Source organism: Chryseobacterium geocarposphaerae (genome assembly GCF_002797535.1).
Taxonomy (GTDB): domain Bacteria; phylum Bacteroidota; class Bacteroidia; order Flavobacteriales; family Weeksellaceae; genus Chryseobacterium; species Chryseobacterium geocarposphaerae.
The window spans coordinates 384,609-401,999 of sequence record NZ_PGFD01000003.1; the positions used below are offsets into that span (position 1 = coordinate 384,609).

The 17,391-nt window shown below is 34.8% G+C and carries 16 protein-coding genes; 5 read left to right on the top strand and 11 right to left on the bottom strand.

The annotated features are described in order from the left end of the window. Positions 1 to 82 precede the first annotated feature (82 nt). The 4 genes from CLV73_RS17770 to dapA all read right to left on the bottom strand — a co-directional run bounded on the left by CLV73_RS17770 (position 83) and on the right by dapA (position 2,838). The gene (locus tag CLV73_RS17770) at positions 83 to 532 is read right to left on the bottom strand and encodes a type 1 periplasmic-binding domain-containing protein (RefSeq protein WP_100378207.1); all 450 of its coding nucleotides are present in this window, start codon (positions 530 to 532) and stop codon (positions 83 to 85) included. Beyond that, entirely contained in the window at positions 529 to 1,113 is a 585-nt protein-coding gene (locus CLV73_RS17775) for a helix-turn-helix domain-containing protein (protein WP_100378208.1), read from the bottom strand. The genes CLV73_RS17770 and CLV73_RS17775 overlap by 4 nt, the downstream gene beginning before the upstream one ends. Before the next feature lie 261 nt (positions 1,114 to 1,374). Further along, positions 1,375 to 1,872, bottom strand: coding sequence for a GNAT family N-acetyltransferase (locus tag CLV73_RS17780; RefSeq protein WP_100378209.1), 498 nt, complete (start codon positions 1,870 to 1,872; stop codon positions 1,375 to 1,377). A gap of 93 nt (positions 1,873 to 1,965) precedes the next feature. Then, positions 1,966 to 2,838, bottom strand: a complete 873-nt coding sequence (gene dapA / locus CLV73_RS17785; RefSeq protein ID WP_100378210.1) for a 4-hydroxy-tetrahydrodipicolinate synthase — start codon at positions 2,836 to 2,838, stop codon at positions 1,966 to 1,968. 107 nt (positions 2,839 to 2,945) lie between these two features. On the opposite strand from dapA, the gene CLV73_RS17790 reads away from it, so the two are divergent. Genes CLV73_RS17790 through recO form a run of 4 tightly spaced genes read left to right on the top strand, consistent with a single transcriptional unit; the run spans position 2,946 to position 7,618 of the window. Next, positions 2,946 to 3,713, top strand: a complete 768-nt coding sequence (locus CLV73_RS17790; RefSeq protein WP_100378211.1) for a 5'-nucleotidase C-terminal domain-containing protein — start codon at positions 2,946 to 2,948, stop codon at positions 3,711 to 3,713. Then, positions 3,713 to 4,663, top strand: coding sequence for a bifunctional metallophosphatase/5'-nucleotidase (locus CLV73_RS17795; protein ID WP_100378212.1), 951 nt, complete (start codon positions 3,713 to 3,715; stop codon positions 4,661 to 4,663). Before CLV73_RS17790 ends, CLV73_RS17795 begins: the two co-directional genes overlap by 1 nt. Position 4,664: 1 nt before the next feature. Further along, a complete protein-coding gene (gene porZ, locus CLV73_RS17800; RefSeq protein WP_185116793.1) occupies positions 4,665 to 6,932 on the top strand; it encodes a type IX secretion system anionic LPS delivery protein PorZ in 2,268 nt (755 codons plus the stop codon). Then, the gene (gene recO / locus CLV73_RS17805) at positions 6,932 to 7,618 is read left to right on the top strand and encodes a DNA repair protein RecO (RefSeq protein ID WP_100378213.1); all 687 of its coding nucleotides are present in this window, start codon (positions 6,932 to 6,934) and stop codon (positions 7,616 to 7,618) included. Before porZ ends, recO begins: the two co-directional genes overlap by 1 nt. A gap of 13 nt (positions 7,619 to 7,631) precedes the next feature. Here the strand turns inward: recO and CLV73_RS17810 are convergent, their stop codons facing one another. The 7 genes from CLV73_RS17810 to CLV73_RS17840 form a co-directional block, all read right to left on the bottom strand. Beyond that, on the bottom strand, positions 7,632 to 10,301 hold the full coding sequence (locus CLV73_RS17810; protein ID WP_100378214.1) for an MGH1-like glycoside hydrolase domain-containing protein: 2,670 nt from the start codon (positions 10,299 to 10,301) through the stop codon (positions 7,632 to 7,634). 67 nt (positions 10,302 to 10,368) lie between these two features. After that, entirely contained in the window at positions 10,369 to 11,178 is an 810-nt protein-coding gene (locus CLV73_RS17815) for a glucose 1-dehydrogenase (RefSeq protein WP_100378215.1), read from the bottom strand. 74 nt (positions 11,179 to 11,252) lie between these two features. Then, complete coding sequence (locus tag CLV73_RS17820) at positions 11,253 to 11,726, bottom strand: GNAT family N-acetyltransferase (protein ID WP_100378216.1); 474 nt, start codon at positions 11,724 to 11,726, stop codon at positions 11,253 to 11,255. A 10-nt stretch (positions 11,727 to 11,736) separates the two neighbouring features. After that, positions 11,737 to 12,384, bottom strand: a complete 648-nt coding sequence (locus tag CLV73_RS17825; RefSeq protein ID WP_100378217.1) for a DUF1684 domain-containing protein — start codon at positions 12,382 to 12,384, stop codon at positions 11,737 to 11,739. A gap of 2 nt (positions 12,385 to 12,386) precedes the next feature. Then, positions 12,387 to 12,782, bottom strand: coding sequence for a hypothetical protein (locus CLV73_RS17830; RefSeq protein ID WP_100378218.1), 396 nt, complete (start codon positions 12,780 to 12,782; stop codon positions 12,387 to 12,389). A 72-nt stretch (positions 12,783 to 12,854) separates the two neighbouring features. Then, positions 12,855 to 14,360: a malate dehydrogenase (quinone) gene (gene mqo, locus CLV73_RS17835; RefSeq protein ID WP_100378219.1), complete on the bottom strand. Its 1,506-nt coding sequence runs from the start codon at positions 14,358 to 14,360 to the stop codon at positions 12,855 to 12,857. A 194-nt stretch (positions 14,361 to 14,554) separates the two neighbouring features. Then, entirely contained in the window at positions 14,555 to 15,595 is a 1,041-nt protein-coding gene (locus CLV73_RS17840; protein WP_100378220.1) for an NAD(P)H-dependent glycerol-3-phosphate dehydrogenase, read from the bottom strand. Between the two features lie 223 nt (positions 15,596 to 15,818). Between CLV73_RS17840 and CLV73_RS17845 the strand changes: the two genes are divergently transcribed. Further along, the gene (locus tag CLV73_RS17845) at positions 15,819 to 16,829 is read left to right on the top strand and encodes a M23 family metallopeptidase (protein WP_100378221.1); all 1,011 of its coding nucleotides are present in this window, start codon (positions 15,819 to 15,821) and stop codon (positions 16,827 to 16,829) included. The last annotated feature ends 562 nt before the right edge of the window (positions 16,830 to 17,391 follow it).

Genomic DNA, 17,391 nt, shown 5'->3' on the forward strand with positions numbered 1-17,391 from the left:
AAAAAATTACATTATTATGATTATTTTTTACAAAATTATCACGTTAATGTGAAAATTTTGTAATGTATATTTTAAATAATCTTTATCCCATTTTCATAATAAAATTGCTCCTGTTCAGTCCAGAAGTCTGATATTGCCATATCATTGTAATAATTTCCGAAACCATTTTTTTAAGCTTACTATAGTCATCATTTAATTTCAAAAAGATATTCGCGCCGGAAATAAGAATTTTTTCTATTTCACTCTCCTCCAACTCATTGGAATAAACAACAAATATTGCCGAGCTATACCTTATATCATCTATTCTTTCTCTGATAAGCAGAAAATCGGTAGCCTGAATATCCTGATAATTTATAAAAACAACATCAGGAACACCATACATGGCTTTGTTTAAATATTGGCTTAAGTCTTCATCACTATAAAAATCCGTACATCTTATCTTTATTTTATGTTCTTGAAGTATTTTTCTTAAAAGAATAAGACTGTGTACGTTGGAGTCCAATAATGTGGCATTCAAAAACTCCTTATTCATACTAAACTTCTTATACTGAGTTCTATCTCTTTTTCTTTAAGACTTTTTCTTTTACTGATAATCTTTAAAAACAGAGAAGGGGTAAGACCTGTAATATTTTTAAACTGGCTGCTTAAATGAGCAACACTTGAATAATTAAGTCTTAACGAAATTTCTGTTAGACTGTATTTATTGCTTATCATCAATTCTTTAGCATATTCAATCTTTTGGATGATAATGAAGTTTTCAATAGAATTATAGGTAATTTCAGAAAAAAGATTGGATAAATATCCATAGCTGTGATTCAGCTTTTCTGAAATATAAATAGAAGCCTTCACAGAAATATTATTTTCCGAAAAAACAAGCTCTACAATTGCATCTTTTATTTTCTGCACCAGAGCTATCTTTTGGCTTTCAATAACCTCAATACCGTAATCTTGAAGTTTTTTCTTAAAAACCGTGTGCTGTTCCTGGGTGAAATCTTCATAAAACTCAACTTCTCCAAAATCGAGCATCCGATACTTCACTCCGTATTCTTTTAATTTTTCATCCAACACTTTCCTGCAGAGAGCATTGAAATCGAACTTAACATACATTTTCATCCTAACTTAAGTGTGTTTATATTCTAAGTAAATATACACATTATTTCAATAAAAAGTGATATAGGAAAATAAAAAAATTCCTGTATGATTTTGATACAGGAATTAAACACTAAGGATGAAAAAAAATATACTTACTAAAAGCTAAAAATGCTCATAACAAAGTATATGTACATTATATTTATATGCGACTTGATACCTGCAAATATGCCAAGATAATTAAATTCACATATTATAGAATTATAGCAAAATGTTATATAATTTTTAGTTCTTTAAGACATTTTCCATTAGAAAGTCATCCATAACAAAGCCGTTACCGATATCAAAAACCCCTTCATCATAAATTTTGTAGCCCTGTGACTCATAAAAATTTCTTGCTGAATTATGTTTATTTACGTTCAGGATAATCCTTTTATCTCCGTATTCGGAAACTTTATCATTTAAAAATAGCAGAGCCTTTTTACCCAATCCTTTGCCTTTGCTTTCAGGGACAAGATAAATCCTGTGAAGCTTTGTAGTTTTTTCTTCGTAGCTGTTTTCGTATCCTATAAAGCCCTCGTAGGAATCTTCATCTTTAATTAAAAAATAATGATAATCAGGATTTTGTAAATGATCGGCTATTTCTTCTTTAGAATACATTGTGTTCAGCATATATTCCATCTGCTCATCAGAAAGTATTTCTGCATAAGCATTTTCCCAGGATCTTCTTGCCAACTCCTGGATTAAAGGAATATCACTTTCTGTAGCTTTTATAAATTCCATTATAGTTAAATTTTATTAGTAAAAAAGGTGAAAAGCATTAAAACTTTTCACCTTATATGTTTATAGTAACTAAAAAATGTTACTGAAAATCTATTAAATATTTGCCATTTCAGCTTTAATCTTCGCATGAAGACCTTCTGAAGCAGGGACTAATGGAAGTCTTAAATAGTTTTTGATAATTCCCATTTCTGCCAAAATTACTTTAATTCCGCAAGGGTTTCCTTCTGCAAAAATCAATCTTGTGATTTCAACCAATTTATTGTGAATCTCATAAGCTTCATCCACTTTTCTATCAAAAGCCAGCTGAACCATTGTAGAAAATTCTTTTGGATAAGCCTGTCCGATTACAGAAATCACTCCGTTTCCACCTGCTAAAGTTACAGGAAGCGTATATTCATCATCTCCGGAAACTAAATTAAATCCTTCAGGTTTCTTTCTTAAAATATCAAAATACTGAAGAATGTTTGGTGCCGCTTCTTTGATTAAAAATAAATTCGGGAATTCTTTTGCCAAACGTAGTGTTGTTTCTGCTTCAATATTTTGTCCTGTTCTTGAAGGAACATTGTAAATAATAATGTTCTTTCCTGTAGAAGCAAGCGCTTTATAATGCTGATAAAGTCCTTCCTGATTAGGTTTGTTGTAATATGGAGATACAGAAAGTACGGCTTCAAATGCAGAAAGATCTGCTTCTTCAATCTGTTTCTTGACCTCAAGAGTATTATTTCCGCCAATTCCTAGCACCAAAGGAACGCGTTTATTATTAACCTTAATGATATGCTCAATTACCTGTTTCTTCTCTTCAGCAGAAAGCGTTGCAGCTTCGGCTGTAGTCCCCAAAACAACTAAATAATTGGTTCCGTTTTCGATGTTGTAGTCGACTAATTTTGTTAAACTATCAAAATCTACGGATAAATCTTCATTAAAGGGTGTTACCAATGCAACACCTACTCCTTTTAAAATGCTCATCTGTTAGAATTATTTTTGTCAAATTTAATCATTTACGCTAAGAATTTATAATAAATAATAATGTTTTATTCTACATATAATTATATTTGCATATACTAAAAGAGATTATGAAAAATAAATTCATATTACTAGAAATTGCTTTGGTAACACTATCCGCTTGTAAGACGGCTTCTTCGGCCTCTTCTGTACAGCTTGTGGAGGTGAAAACCCAGAAAAACATTTCTATTAATAATGAGCTAAAGAATGATGATGAGTTTGTAAAAATTATTGAACCTTATAAGCAGAAACTGGATAAGGAGATGAATCAGAAAATCTCCCATACCAATATAGATCTTACCAAGCAAGGGGATAACAGTAATTTGGGTAATCTTTTAGCAGACTATACATTCGATGGGGCTAATGAGTGGGCGAAGAAAAATCTTCAGAAAAATGTCGACGCGGCGCTGATCAATATCGGGGGCATCCGTACAACGATCGGTAAAGGCGATATCTTGCTGAAAAGTGTATTTGAAGTAATGCCTTTCGAAAATGAGGTAATCATTGTAAAAATGAAAGGAGCAGATTTACAGGGTCTTTATGATTATTATGCCAAAACTCAGGTGAATAATCCTGTTTCCCATTTATACATTGAAACCAATAACGGGCAATTAACCAAAACTTTAATCAACGGAAAGGCAGTAAACCCAACTCAGGATTACTATATTGCTACATCAGATTATCTGGCTTTGGGTGGTGACAACATGAAATTCTTTGCTAAAGGAGAATCTATCCCGACAGGAATTAAGTTAAGAGATCTTTTTATTGATTATTTTAAGAAAACTCCTGAAGTTGTAGTAAACAATGATGTTCGTTTAAATTTTATCGGTAAGAAATAATGGATAGAAAAAGTTTTTTAAAAGCAATAGGTGGCGGAACTTTAGCAATGGCTTTAGCTCCCAATATGATGATGGCGGAAGAATTCAATATTCTTGACTTAAAATCCGCAAACAAACTGACCATTCTTCATACCAACGATCAGCACAGCAGAATAGAGCCTTTTGATGCAAGCTATACTAAAAATCCTAATCAGGGAGGTTTTGCAAGAAGGGCTAGCTTAATTCAGCAAATCAGAAGTCAGGAAAGCAATCTTTTACTTTTGGATTCCGGAGATATTTTTCAGGGAACTCCTTATTTCAACTTTTTCGGAGGTGAACTGGAGTTTAAACTAATGTCCATGATGAAGTACGACGCTTCAACAATGGGGAATCATGATTTTGATAACGGTTTAGATGGATTTTTAAAGGTTTTACCTAATGCAAAGTTCCCTTTTATCTGTTCAAATTATGATTTTAAGAATACTGTTCTGGACGGAAAAACTTCCCAATACAAGATTTTTAATAAAAACGGAATTAAGGTCGGACTTTTCGGGGTAGGAATTCAATTGGACGGATTAGTGGGTAAAAAGCAATATGGAGAAACGGTGTATTCAGATCCTATTGATGTGGCTCAACATTATTCCAATTTCCTAAAAAATGAACAAAAATGTGATCTGGTAATCTGTCTTTCGCACATCGGCTACGATTACAAAGACGAGCCCAATAAAGTAAGCGATAAAATCTTAGCTGCCCAAACTGAGAATATTGATATTATTTTGGGTGGTCATACTCATACTTTCTTACCGGAACCACAAACTTTTACCAACAGAGCGGGTAAAAACGTTCTGGTAAACCAGGTTGGATGGGCAGGTCTTCTATTGGGGAGAATAGATTTCTTTTTCGATTCAAATAAAAACGTAAAACATATTTCCTGGAATAATCAGGTAATTGACAGCAGCATAATAGCATAACATGAAAAAACTTTTAATTTCTCTTGGCGTTTTAGCTTCTCTGCATTTTATCAATGCACAAAACATTACTTCAAAAAAGTGGCAGGACATATTTTCTTATAATAATGTACTGGCTATGAAAGAGGATAATGGAAAAATAATAGCTGCAACAGAAAACGGAATTTTTTATTATAATATTTCAACAGGAGAAATTAATAAGCTGTCTAAAGCTAACGGACTTCATGAAGTTAAAATTTCAGCTTTCGATTACAATCCTCAGACAAAAATAGGATTAGTAGGGTATCAAAATGGCTCATTAGATGTCATTGATCCGAATGGAATCACTTATGTTGTTGATATCCCTATTGCAACAGGCTATAATGGGAGTAAGAAAATCAACCATATATCGATTACGGGAGACAAAGCCGTTGTTTCTGTAGGATATGGAGTTTCTATTTTTGATCTTAAAAAGAAAGAATTCGGAGATTCTGCATTTTTCGTTTCAGGAGGGGTTTATCAGGCAAGTAATGAAGCTACAATTTTAAATAATAAAGTATATTCAGTAACAAATAACGGACTTAAAACCCACGATTTAAATACAACGTTTCCTGTATTTTCAACCTGGACAACAGAAATCCCGGGAGCTTTTACGGATATTGATTCTGAGTCTACCGTAGCATTTTCTTCATCTACCAACGTACAATTACTCATTAATAATACATTCACTACTCTTCCTCAAACATTCACCAATATACAGGATGTTGTTGTGAACGGAGATAATATCGTTGTTGCAGATATTCAAAATGTTTATAGTTATAGTCTTACAGGAGGTTTGATCGGAAATGTTTCCATAGGAGAAGAATGTAATACCGCAACGCGTATCAATTCAAAAATTTACACAGGGACCAAACTTTCGGGGATAAAAAATGAAGAACGCAATACTTTCAAACCGGACGGACCGTATTTTAATGACTCATATAAAATAAGAATATTCAATGAGAACCAACTTTTGGTTTCAAGTGGCGCAAGGATAGATGGTTTTAACGGTGCCGCTGATAATCCAAAAAATCCAGGATTTTATTATTTTGATGGGATGCAGTGGATTTATCCTTCATATTTTAAATCCGGAACCATGAAGTTTAATGTTTTGGATGCTATTTTTGATCAAACGAATAATACCGACCTATTTTTTACAAATTACAATGTCAGTACCGGACATGGGATTTATAAACTTAAGTACAATTCAACCTTAAAAGACTTCGATTTTACAAAATACTATGATCTGGATGAACCAAGTATCTGGCTTAGACGTCCCGTAGGATTTGCTTATGACGATCTTAATAATCTTTTTGCGACTATCGGGTTTTCTACAGCTCAGGGTACTTCTGCAGCTATTTCATATTATGATAAAGCCACGGATCAGTTTTTAGTGAAAAATTTTGATATAACAAGTAGCGCAGTTCAGCAACCTCTTTTCTATCAGGGACTGTTTTGGATTCCTTTACCAAGATCAAATGATTTCATGGTTTATGACTATAAAAAAACACCTGATTTAACAGATGATGTAAAGTATATTATTAACAATTCTCATGGGTTGCCTAGTAATTCAGGAGGTACACTCTCTGTAGCTATTGACAAATCCGGAGATGCATGGATTGGTACCGATGCAGGATTAAGAATTTTACCTAATGCTGCTGCTGAAGTAAAAAGCAATCCTCAGGTAGAACCTATAGTAATAGAACAAGCCGGTATAGCAGAAGAACTTTTCAAAGATTCTCAAATTTTACAAATAGAAGTTGATGCCGGAAATCAAAAGTGGATTTCTATAGATGGTGGTGGTGTATATTATCTTTCAGCTAACGGAGAGCAGACCATTAAACACTTCACTAAAGAAAATTCCCCGCTTCCGACAAACAGCGTAACCGATATAAAAGTTGACAAAAAAACCGGAAAAGTTTATTTTGTTACCTACGATGGGATTGTCACTTATCAAGGAGATGTAGGAGATGTAACTTCCAACTTCGGAAATGTATTAGTATATCCGAATCCAGTTGTCTATTCCAACTTTAAGGGGAAAGTTACGATTAAAGGATTGGCAGAAAAAACAAATATCAGAATTACGGATGCAGCCGGAAATATTGTTCATTCAGCAGTAGCCAGAGCTGGATATTACGAATGGGATCTTAATAACCAGCGCGGGACAAGAGTAGCTTCCGGAATTTATTTTGTGTTAATGACTAATGAAGACGGCTCAGATAAAGCTACTGCAAAAATAGCCGTGGTTAATTAATGAATTCACAGGACGGATTTTTACTTTCTTACCTAAAATACGGAGAAAATGATGCCATCATTCATGCATTTACAGAAAATGATGGCTTTCAAAGTTATTTCTTAAAGGGAATTTACAATAAAAAGAGCAAAAAGAAAGCGTTTCTTCTTCCTTTAAATAAACTCAACTTTGTAACTCATATTGCAAAAGGTAATGGCATTCCTACGATTTCAAAATTCGAATTGAATGAGTTTTATGATTTCTATGAGGATATTAATGCCAATACCGTTGTATTTTTTATTTCAGATTTTTTACATCAGATTTTAAGAATTGAAAATAAAAACGCTTCAATATTTACTGGGATTGATGAATTTCTTCAGGAGCTTAATCTCAAGAATTATCAATCCCATTTAATTTTTTTGATTAAAATATTAAAAGTACAGGGAGTAGCCCCTCTCGTTAATGAAGGTAAATATCTGAACCCTGAAACAGGAGTTTTTACTTTTGAAATGGCTCATCATCTTTTTGACGAATACAATTCCCAGGTTTGGAAAAATGTTCTTTCTTCAGAAAATCCTTATAATATCAAGATACCTTCTAAGATCCGCAGAAATATTCTGGACAGTATTTTAGTTTACTATCATTACCATTTCGCAGATTTCAAAACACCCGGTTCCCTGGAAATTATCCAGCAGATTTTTGAATAAAAGCAATATTATTTTATGTGCTTTTGGGTGACTTTACATTTTCTGGACTTTCAGTTTCCGATTCAGCAATTTCTTTTTTAGAAAATCTCGGCTGAAGAATTTTTGCGATCAACCCGGTCCATCCCGTTTGATGGGAAGCTCCTACTCCACGGCCGCTATCTCCGTGAAAATATTCGTAAAACAAAATATAGTCTTTAAAATCAGGATCCGTCTGGAACCTTTGATACTGACCATTAACAGGACGATTACCGTTTTCGTCTTTCAAAAATATTTTAGATAATCTTCTGCTTAATGCGTCTGCGATCTCGTCCAGATTTGAATAATTTCCGCTTCCGGTAGGATATTCTACCAAAAAATCAGGGCTATAGTAAAAGAAGAACCTTTGGAGGCTTTCAATGATTAAAAAATTTATCGGAAACCAGATCGGACCTCTCCAGTTACTGTTTCCTCCAAAAAGCCCGCTGTCACTTTCCGCAGGAGTATATTTTACGGTATAATCAGTTTCATTTAATTTTAAGGTATAGGCATTTTCTTCATATTCTTTAGACAACGCACGGACTCCGTAATCACTTAAAAATTCTTTCGGATTCAGCATTCTGGAAAGCAGTCTTTTTAAACGATGGCCACGTAAAAGCGACAGCAAATGTTTGGAATCCTGACCTTTCACTTCCCATCGTGAAACTAAAGAGGCTAATTCGGGTTTATTGTCAAGCACCCATTTCATTCTTTTCTTGAAATTAGGAAGGTTTTCTATCATCTCATCATCAATCACCTCAACGGCAAACATGGGAATAAGCCCAACTATTGTTCTCAATCTTAAGTACATGTGGCTTCCTTCACTTGATGAAAGGGCATCATAGAAAAATTCGTCTTCTTCATCCCAGAGACTGAAATTTTCTTCCCCCATATTATCCAGAGAATTTGCAATAGAAAGAAAGTGCTCGAAAAATTTCATTGCCATCTCTTCATAGACATTATTATAAAGTGCCAACTCAAGAGCAATTCTCATCATATTCAGGGCAAACATTGCCATCCAGCTTGTTCCGTCGGCCTGCTCCAGCTGTTCTCCATTGGGAAGAGTGGTATTTCTGTCAAAAACGCCAATATTATCCAGTCCTAAAAAACCGCCTTCAAAAATATTATTCCCATTGTTGTCTTTTTTATTAACCCACCAGGTAAAATTTAAAAGCAACTTCTGAAAAGCACTTTCAAGGAATGCAATATCTGCTTTTCCCTGTAAATATTCATCTATTTTAAAAACCCTGAAAACAGCCCATGCATGAACCGGCGGATTTACATCACTTAGATTCCATTCATAGGCAGGAAGCTGTCCGTTCGGATGCATATACCATTCAAAAAGAAAAAGCTTTAGCTGATGTTTCGAAAATTCCGGATCTATCAGAGAAAAGCTTATCGTATGGAAAGCAAGATCCCAAGTCGCATACCATGGATATTCCCATTTATCCGGCATGGAAATAATATGTTCATTATTGAGATGTTTCCAGTCCTGATTTCTTATTTTTTCCCGGGAAGCAGGAGGTTTCATTTCTGCAGGATCACCTTTCAGCCATTTTTCAACATTATAGTGATAAAACATTTTGTTCCAGAGCATTCCCGCAAAAGCCTGCCTTTGTACCAGCTTTTCATCCTCCGATTGTATTCCTTTCTGAATTTCAGAATAAAATTCATCTGCTTCCTGCTGTCTGGAATTAAAAACTGCATCAAAGTCTTTAAAAGGTTGTTCCAGATCTTTATCGGTAAGCCTGAATTCAAAAATCTTCGTTTCTTTAGCTTTAAAACTTTCATCGATAAAAAAAGAATTTTTAGTTCCTGCATTCTGAGGGTTAATAGATTCCGTGTTTCCGGTGATTACAAAATCGTTGATTCCGTCTTTACAATATTTATATTCATTTGGAGATTGATAAAGTCTTGAATTATTGGTTTCATTATCACAAAACAAAATTTTTAAAGATTGCTTTGCATAAATATTTTTTATTTCCAGGTCTCTATGATTAACCTTAACAGACAATGCTTCTCCGGCCGTCAATTGAGGCTTATAATCATCGTACCCCCACTTCCAGGTATTCCGGAACCAAGCTGTCGGCAGAATAATGAGAGGTGCTTCTTTTTCTGATTTATTGACAACAGTAAGTCTGATTAAAATATCATTCTGACTTTCTTTGGCATATTCAATAAAAACATCGAAATATTCATTCTGATCAAAGATTCCGGTATCTATTAATTCGTATTCAGGTTCGTTTTTGCTTCTTGCAGCATTTGTCCGGATAAGATCTTCATACGGAAAAGGATTCTGAGGATATTTATACAACATCTTCATATACGAATGCGTAGGCGTAGAATCCAGATAATAAAAATATTCTTTTACATCTTCTCCATGATTTCCCTGGCCATTGGTTAAGCCAAAGAAACGTTCTTTTATCATTCTGTCTTTCTTATTCCAAAAACCTATTGAAAAAACAAGTTTCTGCAGATCATCACAAATTCCGCAAATTCCTTCCTCTCCCCACCTATATGCTTTTGCTTCTGCGGTATCGTGATTAGTATAATTCCATGCATCACCGTCTGCACTGTAATCTTCACGCACAACTCCCCATTCCCTGTTGCTTACATAAGGACCCCATTTTTTCCATGAGATATCTGAAAGCCTTTGCTTTTCTTTCATAGCTTTTTAAATAAATGATAAATTCAGGATATTAAAAAATTACAGGATTCCCAACTATTCAAAATTTTTATCCTCCTGTCGAGAAACTTTCAAAAGTGGTCATCCCGCCATCAATAAAAATACTGCTTCCTGTAATATAATCTGAAAGGTCACTTGCCAAAAATGCCGCCAGATTTCCTATATCTTCAGGCTGCCCGATTCTATTATACGGGATTAAGGTAAGCAAAGAATTCAAAGCCTCTTTGGTATTCCATGCATTAGTATTGATTGGCGTCTGGATCGCTCCCGGGCAAATGGAATTCACCCTGATTTTAGCGGCTCCATATTCCTGAGCCAATGTCTGCATCAGCATCTTTATCGCTCCTTTACTTGAAGCGTAATTGGCATGTCCTGCCCAAGGAATGATCTCATGTACGGAACTGATATGAATAATTTTTCCACAGGCTACAGAACGCGAAGGGTCAATTCCGCGGCGAAGAAACTCTTTAATAGCTTCTCTGGCGCATAGAAACTGACCGGTTAGATTAACTCCCATAACAGCATTCCATTGATCGATAGTCATTTCGGTAAATTTTGCATCTTTCTGAATTCCTGCATTATTGATGAGAATATCCACCGTTCCTAACTCTGAAACAATATCCTGGAACATTTTAACCACCTGATCTTCTTTGGAAACATCACATTGGTAAATAATTCCATTTCCACCGGCATCTATAATTTCCTTGAGAACAATATTTGCCTGTTTCATTGACCCTTCAAATGGATAATTCACAACAACTGTGGCACCTGCAGATGCTAAAGATTTTGCCACTCCGGCTCCAATTCCGCTACTGGCCCCTGTAATGACTGCGACTTGATTTTTAAGAGAAATTTCCATTTTTAATTTGTATTTTACTTAAAATTAAGGGAAATAATCAAGCCAAAATAAAAAAAACAGGAATTAAAATTTTCTTAAAGCTTTTTATACATCAGATATTGCGGGCCGCTTCTTCCTTCTCTCATCTTTCCATCATATGAATATCCTGTCTTCAGATAGATTTCATAAGCAAGCCTATTATTCTGATTCACCGCAAGAACGATTTCATCACAGGTACTGAAATGTTTTTTTACAAATTCATCTGTTACTAACATTGCTGACTTCCCAATCCCTTTTCCTTGAAATTCAGGATTGATTGATAATGACCGGAGTAAAACGGAATTAGGATTATCGGTAATATCAAATTTATCTGCTCCAAAGTCCAAGACTAAAAAGCCCGCTACCTTTTCATCATCAAAAATGGAAACCGGAAATGCCAAGTCATCCCCTCTTTCTTTTATTCTTTCTAATGCCTGCTCTGCAGTAGATGTATAAAGGCTTTGTTTTTCATCCAAAACATAACGAAGTCCGGCCAAATCCTCAGGAAGAAAAAATTTTAAATGAACCATTCAGAATTAATTAGTGATGATAAATATCTTGATACATTACTCCTGCTCTGATTTCAACAGGAAGTTTATTTTCCTCCGGAACAATCGGGCAGTTGTAATCATACGCATTGTAGGCACAATAAGGATGATAAGACTGGTTAAAATCTAAAATAATCGAGTCTCCTGCCGGTATTTTCAAATCTAAATACTTTCCGCCTCCATATGTTTCTTTTCCATTGGTAGCATCCCGAAAAGGAAGAAAAAGATGGTCTTTGTATTTTTCCATTTTCATAAGATCTAAACTCTGATACACTGTAAGTGTATAAGGTTTCCCGTCAAGTTCAAATGTCGCTTTTCCGAATTCCTGATAAGATTTCGTCTTTCCTGAAGATGTCGGAAAATCAAAGGGTACAGGATTTTCTGTTTTAACAAATTTTGCTTTGACTCTGTATTTCAAATCTACCGGAAAGAAAGGATGTTTTTTAAAGTGCGTGAAGTTATCTCCTCTCAAAGGAGTCTCTTTAGGATTTAAATATTCTTCATTCAGCTCCTTTTGAAATTTTTTTATTTCTTTAATTTCTTTTGCTTCCTGTTTTAAAATTGTTTTGGCAGTTACATTCTTTTGAGAAAAGCTAAAGATAGGAAGCAGTAAAAGTAGAAATACAAGATATGGCTTCATTGTTATTCGGAGATTTTAATTTTATAGATATCAGACGAATTTCTTTTAATGGATTGTACAAAAAAACCTCCTTCTTCCAGAATAACTTCCCGAAAATCGAAACTTTTACAATCTTTGGGAAGTCCGGAGAAGACAAGAGTAAACCAAAAGTCTTTCATAAAGGGAACCGGCGTCCAGTTGGGATATATTGAAATATTTTCCGTATGGATCAGGTGACTTTTATGGTCAGAATTGTTATCAAAAAGGTAAGTGGATCTCCAGATCCGGATAAGATTTCCCAGAAACGGTGATGCAGGAAAGCAGCAGTGAACAATAACCTGCTTTTCCTCTTCTACTTTCGTTTGAAGGGATTCCAGAATTTCTTTTTCTATAATAGGTTTTACTATTGTTTCAGCCACGTTTATTTATAAGTCATGAGTAATAGATAATGAGTTATTGTTACATTACCCATTATCTATTCTGTTTGTTATTTAATATTCTAATTCAAGCTTCTCTTTAGAATAACTTCTTACTTTTTCTGTAAGCTCAGGATGCTCCGCTAGTTTTTGTCCATAAGAGGGAATCATTTCTAACAATTTTTCTTTCCATTCCCCCTCAAGCTTTTCAGGGAAGCATTTTTCAAGAACCTGTAGCATAGCATATACTGCGGTAGAAGCCCCCGGAGAAGCTCCTAATAATGAAGCGATAGTTCCGGTTTTGTTAACGACAACTTCTGTCCCAAATTCCAGTTTTCCGCCTTCTTTTTCGTCTTTTTTTATGATCTGTACTCTTTGTCCGGCAACTTTCAATTCCCAGTCCTCTTCTTTGGCATCTTTTATAAATTCTCTCAGATGCTGCATTCTTTGCGCTTTGGTCATTGCCACCTGCTGAATCAGATACTTTGTTAAAGGAATATTATGCCACCAAGCTCCAAATAGAGATCTTAAGTTCTTCGTATTGACACTTTCAGGTAAATCAAGATAGCTTCCTTCTTTCAAAAATTTGGTAGAAAATCCTGCAAAAGGGCCAAAAAGAAGCGCTTTTTCACCATCAATAATTCTTAAATCCAAGTGGGGAACTGACATTGGCGGAGCATCTACTGTTGCCTGAGTGTAGACCTTTGCCTGATGTTTTTTTACCAGTTCCTGATTGTGAGAAACCAGCCATTGCCCGGAAACCGGAAAACCTCCGTATCCTTCGCTTTCTTTAATGTCTGAACTGTCAAGCAACGGTAAAGCATACCCTCCTGCTCCGATAAATACAAAATCTGCAACAACTTCCTGCTTGTGACTGTGAATTCTATCCTTTACCTTCATTTCCCATTTTCCGTCATTTCTGGGATCAATATCTTTTACTTCATGGTATAAGAATACTTCCACATTGGAATCTTCCAATAAATGTCTTCCCATTTTTCTTGTCAAAGTTCCGAAATTTACATCGGTACCCAAATCCATCTTGGTTGCAGCCAATACTTCAGATCCGTTTCTTTTGCTCATGACTAAAGGAATCCATTCTTTTAGCTTCTCATGATCGGTAGAAAATTCCATTCCCTGAAATAAAACCGATTCTGATAATTTTTCATGACGTTTTCTAAGATATTCGGCATCTTTTTCACCAAATACCAGACTCATATGCGGACAAGAATTGATAAAGTCTTTAGGATCTTTGATATATCCTTTATTTACTAAATATGACCAAAACTGTTTTGAAATTTCAAACTGCTCGGCAATACTTTCAGCTTTTGAAATATCTATTGAGCCGTCTTCTTTTTCGGGGGTATAATTAAGCTCACAAAAAGCAGAATGTCCTGTTCCTGCATTGTTCCACGCTGCGGTACTTTCCTTTGCAAACCTTCCTAATCTCTCAAAAATTGCAATCTCCAGATTAGGATCAAATTCGTGAAGTAATGTTGCTAAAGTGGCACTCATAATTCCGCCACCTATCAGTACAACGTCATATTTGGGTTTCGGTGTTCTGCTAATAAGCGATTGTGACATAATTTCAAATTTATATCAAATTTCGGGAAAACTTCTTAAAATAGATTTCATTTTAGCATCTTATTTTTACCGTTTTCAACATTTTTTTTCTCGGAAGGAAATACAATGGAAAATATCAATTGATTGAAATTGAATCTATAAATAAAAAGCACCGACAAAATTGCCGGCGCTTTTTAATATTTTTATAATTGTTTTTAATTCAGCTTTGTAGTCAACTTTTTGAACTGTTTTTCCGCATTTTTTCCTTCATACAGAATTCCGTACACTGTATCAACGATTGGAAGCTTTAAGCCTTTTTCTTTTGAAGTTTTATAAATAGAATCTGCGGCATAATACCCTTCCGCTACCATGTTCATCGACTGAATTGCCGATTTCACGGTATAGCCTTTTCCAATAAGGTTTCCTAAGTTTCTGTTTCTTGAGAATAAAGAGTAAGCCGTTACCAATAAATCTCCTAAATAAGCGCTTTCGTTAACGTCTCGTGGTGCTTCATAGATTGCTTCCAGGAATGTTTCCATTTCTCGGATAGCATTAGAAACAAAAACAGCGGTAAAGTTATCTCCATATCCTAATCCGCTTGCAATCCCAGCTCCGATCGCAAAAATATTCTTCAGAATTGCACTGTATTCATTTCCTAAAATATCTTTACTGGAATGAACTTTAATAAAATCCGAATTAAAAATACTTACCAGTTTTTCTGAAATTTCATCCTCTACTGTGGCAATGGTAAGATAAGAAAGTCTTTCCATTGCAACTTCCTCTGCATGACAAGGTCCTGCAATAACTGCCTGATTCCTGAAACCTATTTTAAATTCATCTCTCAGATAATGAGCCACTACATCATTTACTTTAGGGATGATCCCTTTAATTGCTGAAACAAAGATCTTGTCTGTGTATTCACAACTCATTTTATCCATAGTATCTGAAAGATAAATGGAAGGTGTTGCTAAAACAATAATATCACAGGCAGAAACCAGTTCATTGATATCTGTTGTAAGCTTTAGATTCTTAAGATTAAAATTTACTGCGGTAAGATAAGTCGGATTATGTCCGCGAAGTTCGATGGCTCCTTTCACAAACTCATTTCTTACACACCAATGCACTACTTTGCAGTTTTCCACAAGCATTTTTACAATTGCCGTTGCAAAACTTCCGCTTCCTACAACGCCTACAGAAATATCATTTTTATTCTTTTTGGAACTCGAAGATTCTGATGTTATTTTCTTTTTTGCCATAATTGATTGTGAACTGCAAATATATTAAAACCTAGATTGCATAAGAGTTTTAATCACATGATAAAAGCCATTTTTAGATAAAATTAACACTTGTACACAATTAAATATCTAATTAAACGTTAAATAGATAAAAAACTAAATTTTTACTACAAATATTCTTAAAAAATTATTTTTAATTAAATTTGCAACCTTAAAACCGTTTTAAATACTAAGAAAAGAAAAAATGAAGAGATTTCTAAGCAGCAAAAAGAACGTAAACTTCGTCTTAGGCGGACTTTTATTAGTAGTTTTTGCACAAGGTATATTCATTGCAAAGTTATTTTCTGAAAAGGATAATAAAAACTATGAAGTAAATCTTGTAAAAATAAACACTGAAAGAGACAGTGTAGATTATCTGAAAATGAAAACTGATCTTGCATTAGTAGATCAAACTGTAAACGAACTGAATTCCTTCTTAAAATCAAAGGACATCAGCAATGGAAAACTGACAGTTCTGAGCCAAGATAGCATTTCTAACTCCGTATATCTTGCAAAACAGGCCAACCGATACAGCCAATATTTAATGGATCTTCAAAACAAACTGATGCAGGTTCCTCTGGGAATGCCTACAGACGGATATATTTCATCCAATTTCGGTGTCAGAAAAAATCCTATTCCTTTCAAAACAGTATATGCATCTGTAAAACCTAATGTTACAGCACCTGCTGTGGCTTCTGCACCTGCCCCTGAAGTAAAAGCAGAACCTGTAGAAAAAATCGTTGAAGTAACCGATAGCTACGGAAATAAAAGAGAGATAAAAGTAATGGTAACTCCTAAAGCATCTTCAACTGTTGCTGCCAACTCAACTTCCGGAAAATCTCCTGCTGCAACAACTTCTAAGATTACTACAGAAAAAAACAATCCTCCTGCTGAAGCAGATCAAATGCAATTCCATAAAGGACTGGATATTGCCGTTGCGTTTGGTTCCGACGTAAGAGCAGCTGCTGCAGGAACTGTAATTTTCTCAGGTCAGAAAGGCGGTTACGGAAATTGCGTAATTGTATCTCACGGAAATGGTTTGGCTACCCTCTACGGACATCTGTCTCAGCTTATTGCCAAGGTGAATGATAAAGTAAAAGTGGGAGAAGTTATTGCGAAGTCTGGAAATTCCGGGCGTTCCACTGGGCCGCATCTTCATTATGAAGTACATAAAAACAATACTCCGGTCAATCCGAAGTTGTTTATGAATCTATAAATCATTTAATGGTTAAAAATTTTCGGGGCGGCACCAAAGGTGCCGCCCCGAAAATTCATTATAACATAATAATACTACGTCCAAAACCGTAAAGTAGGTACTCTATTATTTTCTATGATATTAGAAGGTTCTCTCTTTTTATTTATTCTATGTGTTTTTCAGAATTAGAAAACCTACCGCTTAATTATCCAACAAAGGCGTTTCTATAATACGTCAAGATTTGTCGCATTGCTACAATACCTTTGTTTCAGGATTTAGGAATAGATGAATGCACTAAAAAAGCTGTTGAATTTCAGAAATACTTCATTGTAAATCTAAATAGTGTGAAGTAAAAGTGATATTTTTACAACGTTTTTAAATTAATAACAGTAAACTTAAACATAATACGGGATGAAAAAACTCTATATCGGTGCATACTTCCTATGCACAGTTCTGAGCGTTTCGGCTCAGGAAGTCCTATGGCAGACAGACATCAAATCCACCACTCAGGATTTTCTAAGCCAGGTGACTCCAACCGTAGATCTTCAGTACTTAATTACCGGAAGCTCCATTCAGTCTAAAA

Bases quoted from the DNA above. Each gene is read 5' to 3' on its own strand.
- CLV73_RS17770 (WP_100378207.1), bottom strand. From the start codon at position 532: ATGAATAAGGAGTTTTTGAATGCCACATTATTGGACTCCAACGTACAC.
- CLV73_RS17775 (WP_100378208.1), bottom strand. From the start codon at position 1,113: ATGAAAATGTATGTTAAGTTCGATTTCAATGCTCTCTGCAGGAAAGTG.
- CLV73_RS17780 (WP_100378209.1), bottom strand. From the start codon at position 1,872: ATGGAATTTATAAAAGCTACAGAAAGTGATATTCCTTTAATCCAGGAG.
- dapA (WP_100378210.1), bottom strand. From the start codon at position 2,838: ATGAGCATTTTAAAAGGAGTAGGTGTTGCATTGGTAACACCCTTTAAT.
- CLV73_RS17790 (WP_100378211.1), top strand. From the start codon at position 2,946: ATGAAAAATAAATTCATATTACTAGAAATTGCTTTGGTAACACTATCC.
- CLV73_RS17795 (WP_100378212.1), top strand. From the start codon at position 3,713: ATGGATAGAAAAAGTTTTTTAAAAGCAATAGGTGGCGGAACTTTAGCA.
- porZ (WP_185116793.1), top strand. From the start codon at position 4,665: ATGAAAAAACTTTTAATTTCTCTTGGCGTTTTAGCTTCTCTGCATTTT.
- recO (WP_100378213.1), top strand. From the start codon at position 6,932: ATGAATTCACAGGACGGATTTTTACTTTCTTACCTAAAATACGGAGAA.
- CLV73_RS17810 (WP_100378214.1), bottom strand. From the start codon at position 10,301: ATGAAAGAAAAGCAAAGGCTTTCAGATATCTCATGGAAAAAATGGGGT.
- CLV73_RS17815 (WP_100378215.1), bottom strand. From the start codon at position 11,178: ATGGAAATTTCTCTTAAAAATCAAGTCGCAGTCATTACAGGGGCCAGT.
- CLV73_RS17820 (WP_100378216.1), bottom strand. From the start codon at position 11,726: ATGGTTCATTTAAAATTTTTTCTTCCTGAGGATTTGGCCGGACTTCGT.
- CLV73_RS17825 (WP_100378217.1), bottom strand. From the start codon at position 12,384: ATGAAGCCATATCTTGTATTTCTACTTTTACTGCTTCCTATCTTTAGC.
- mqo (WP_100378219.1), bottom strand. From the start codon at position 14,360: ATGTCACAATCGCTTATTAGCAGAACACCGAAACCCAAATATGACGTT.
- CLV73_RS17840 (WP_100378220.1), bottom strand. From the start codon at position 15,595: ATGGCAAAAAAGAAAATAACATCAGAATCTTCGAGTTCCAAAAAGAAT.
- CLV73_RS17845 (WP_100378221.1), top strand. From the start codon at position 15,819: ATGAAGAGATTTCTAAGCAGCAAAAAGAACGTAAACTTCGTCTTAGGC.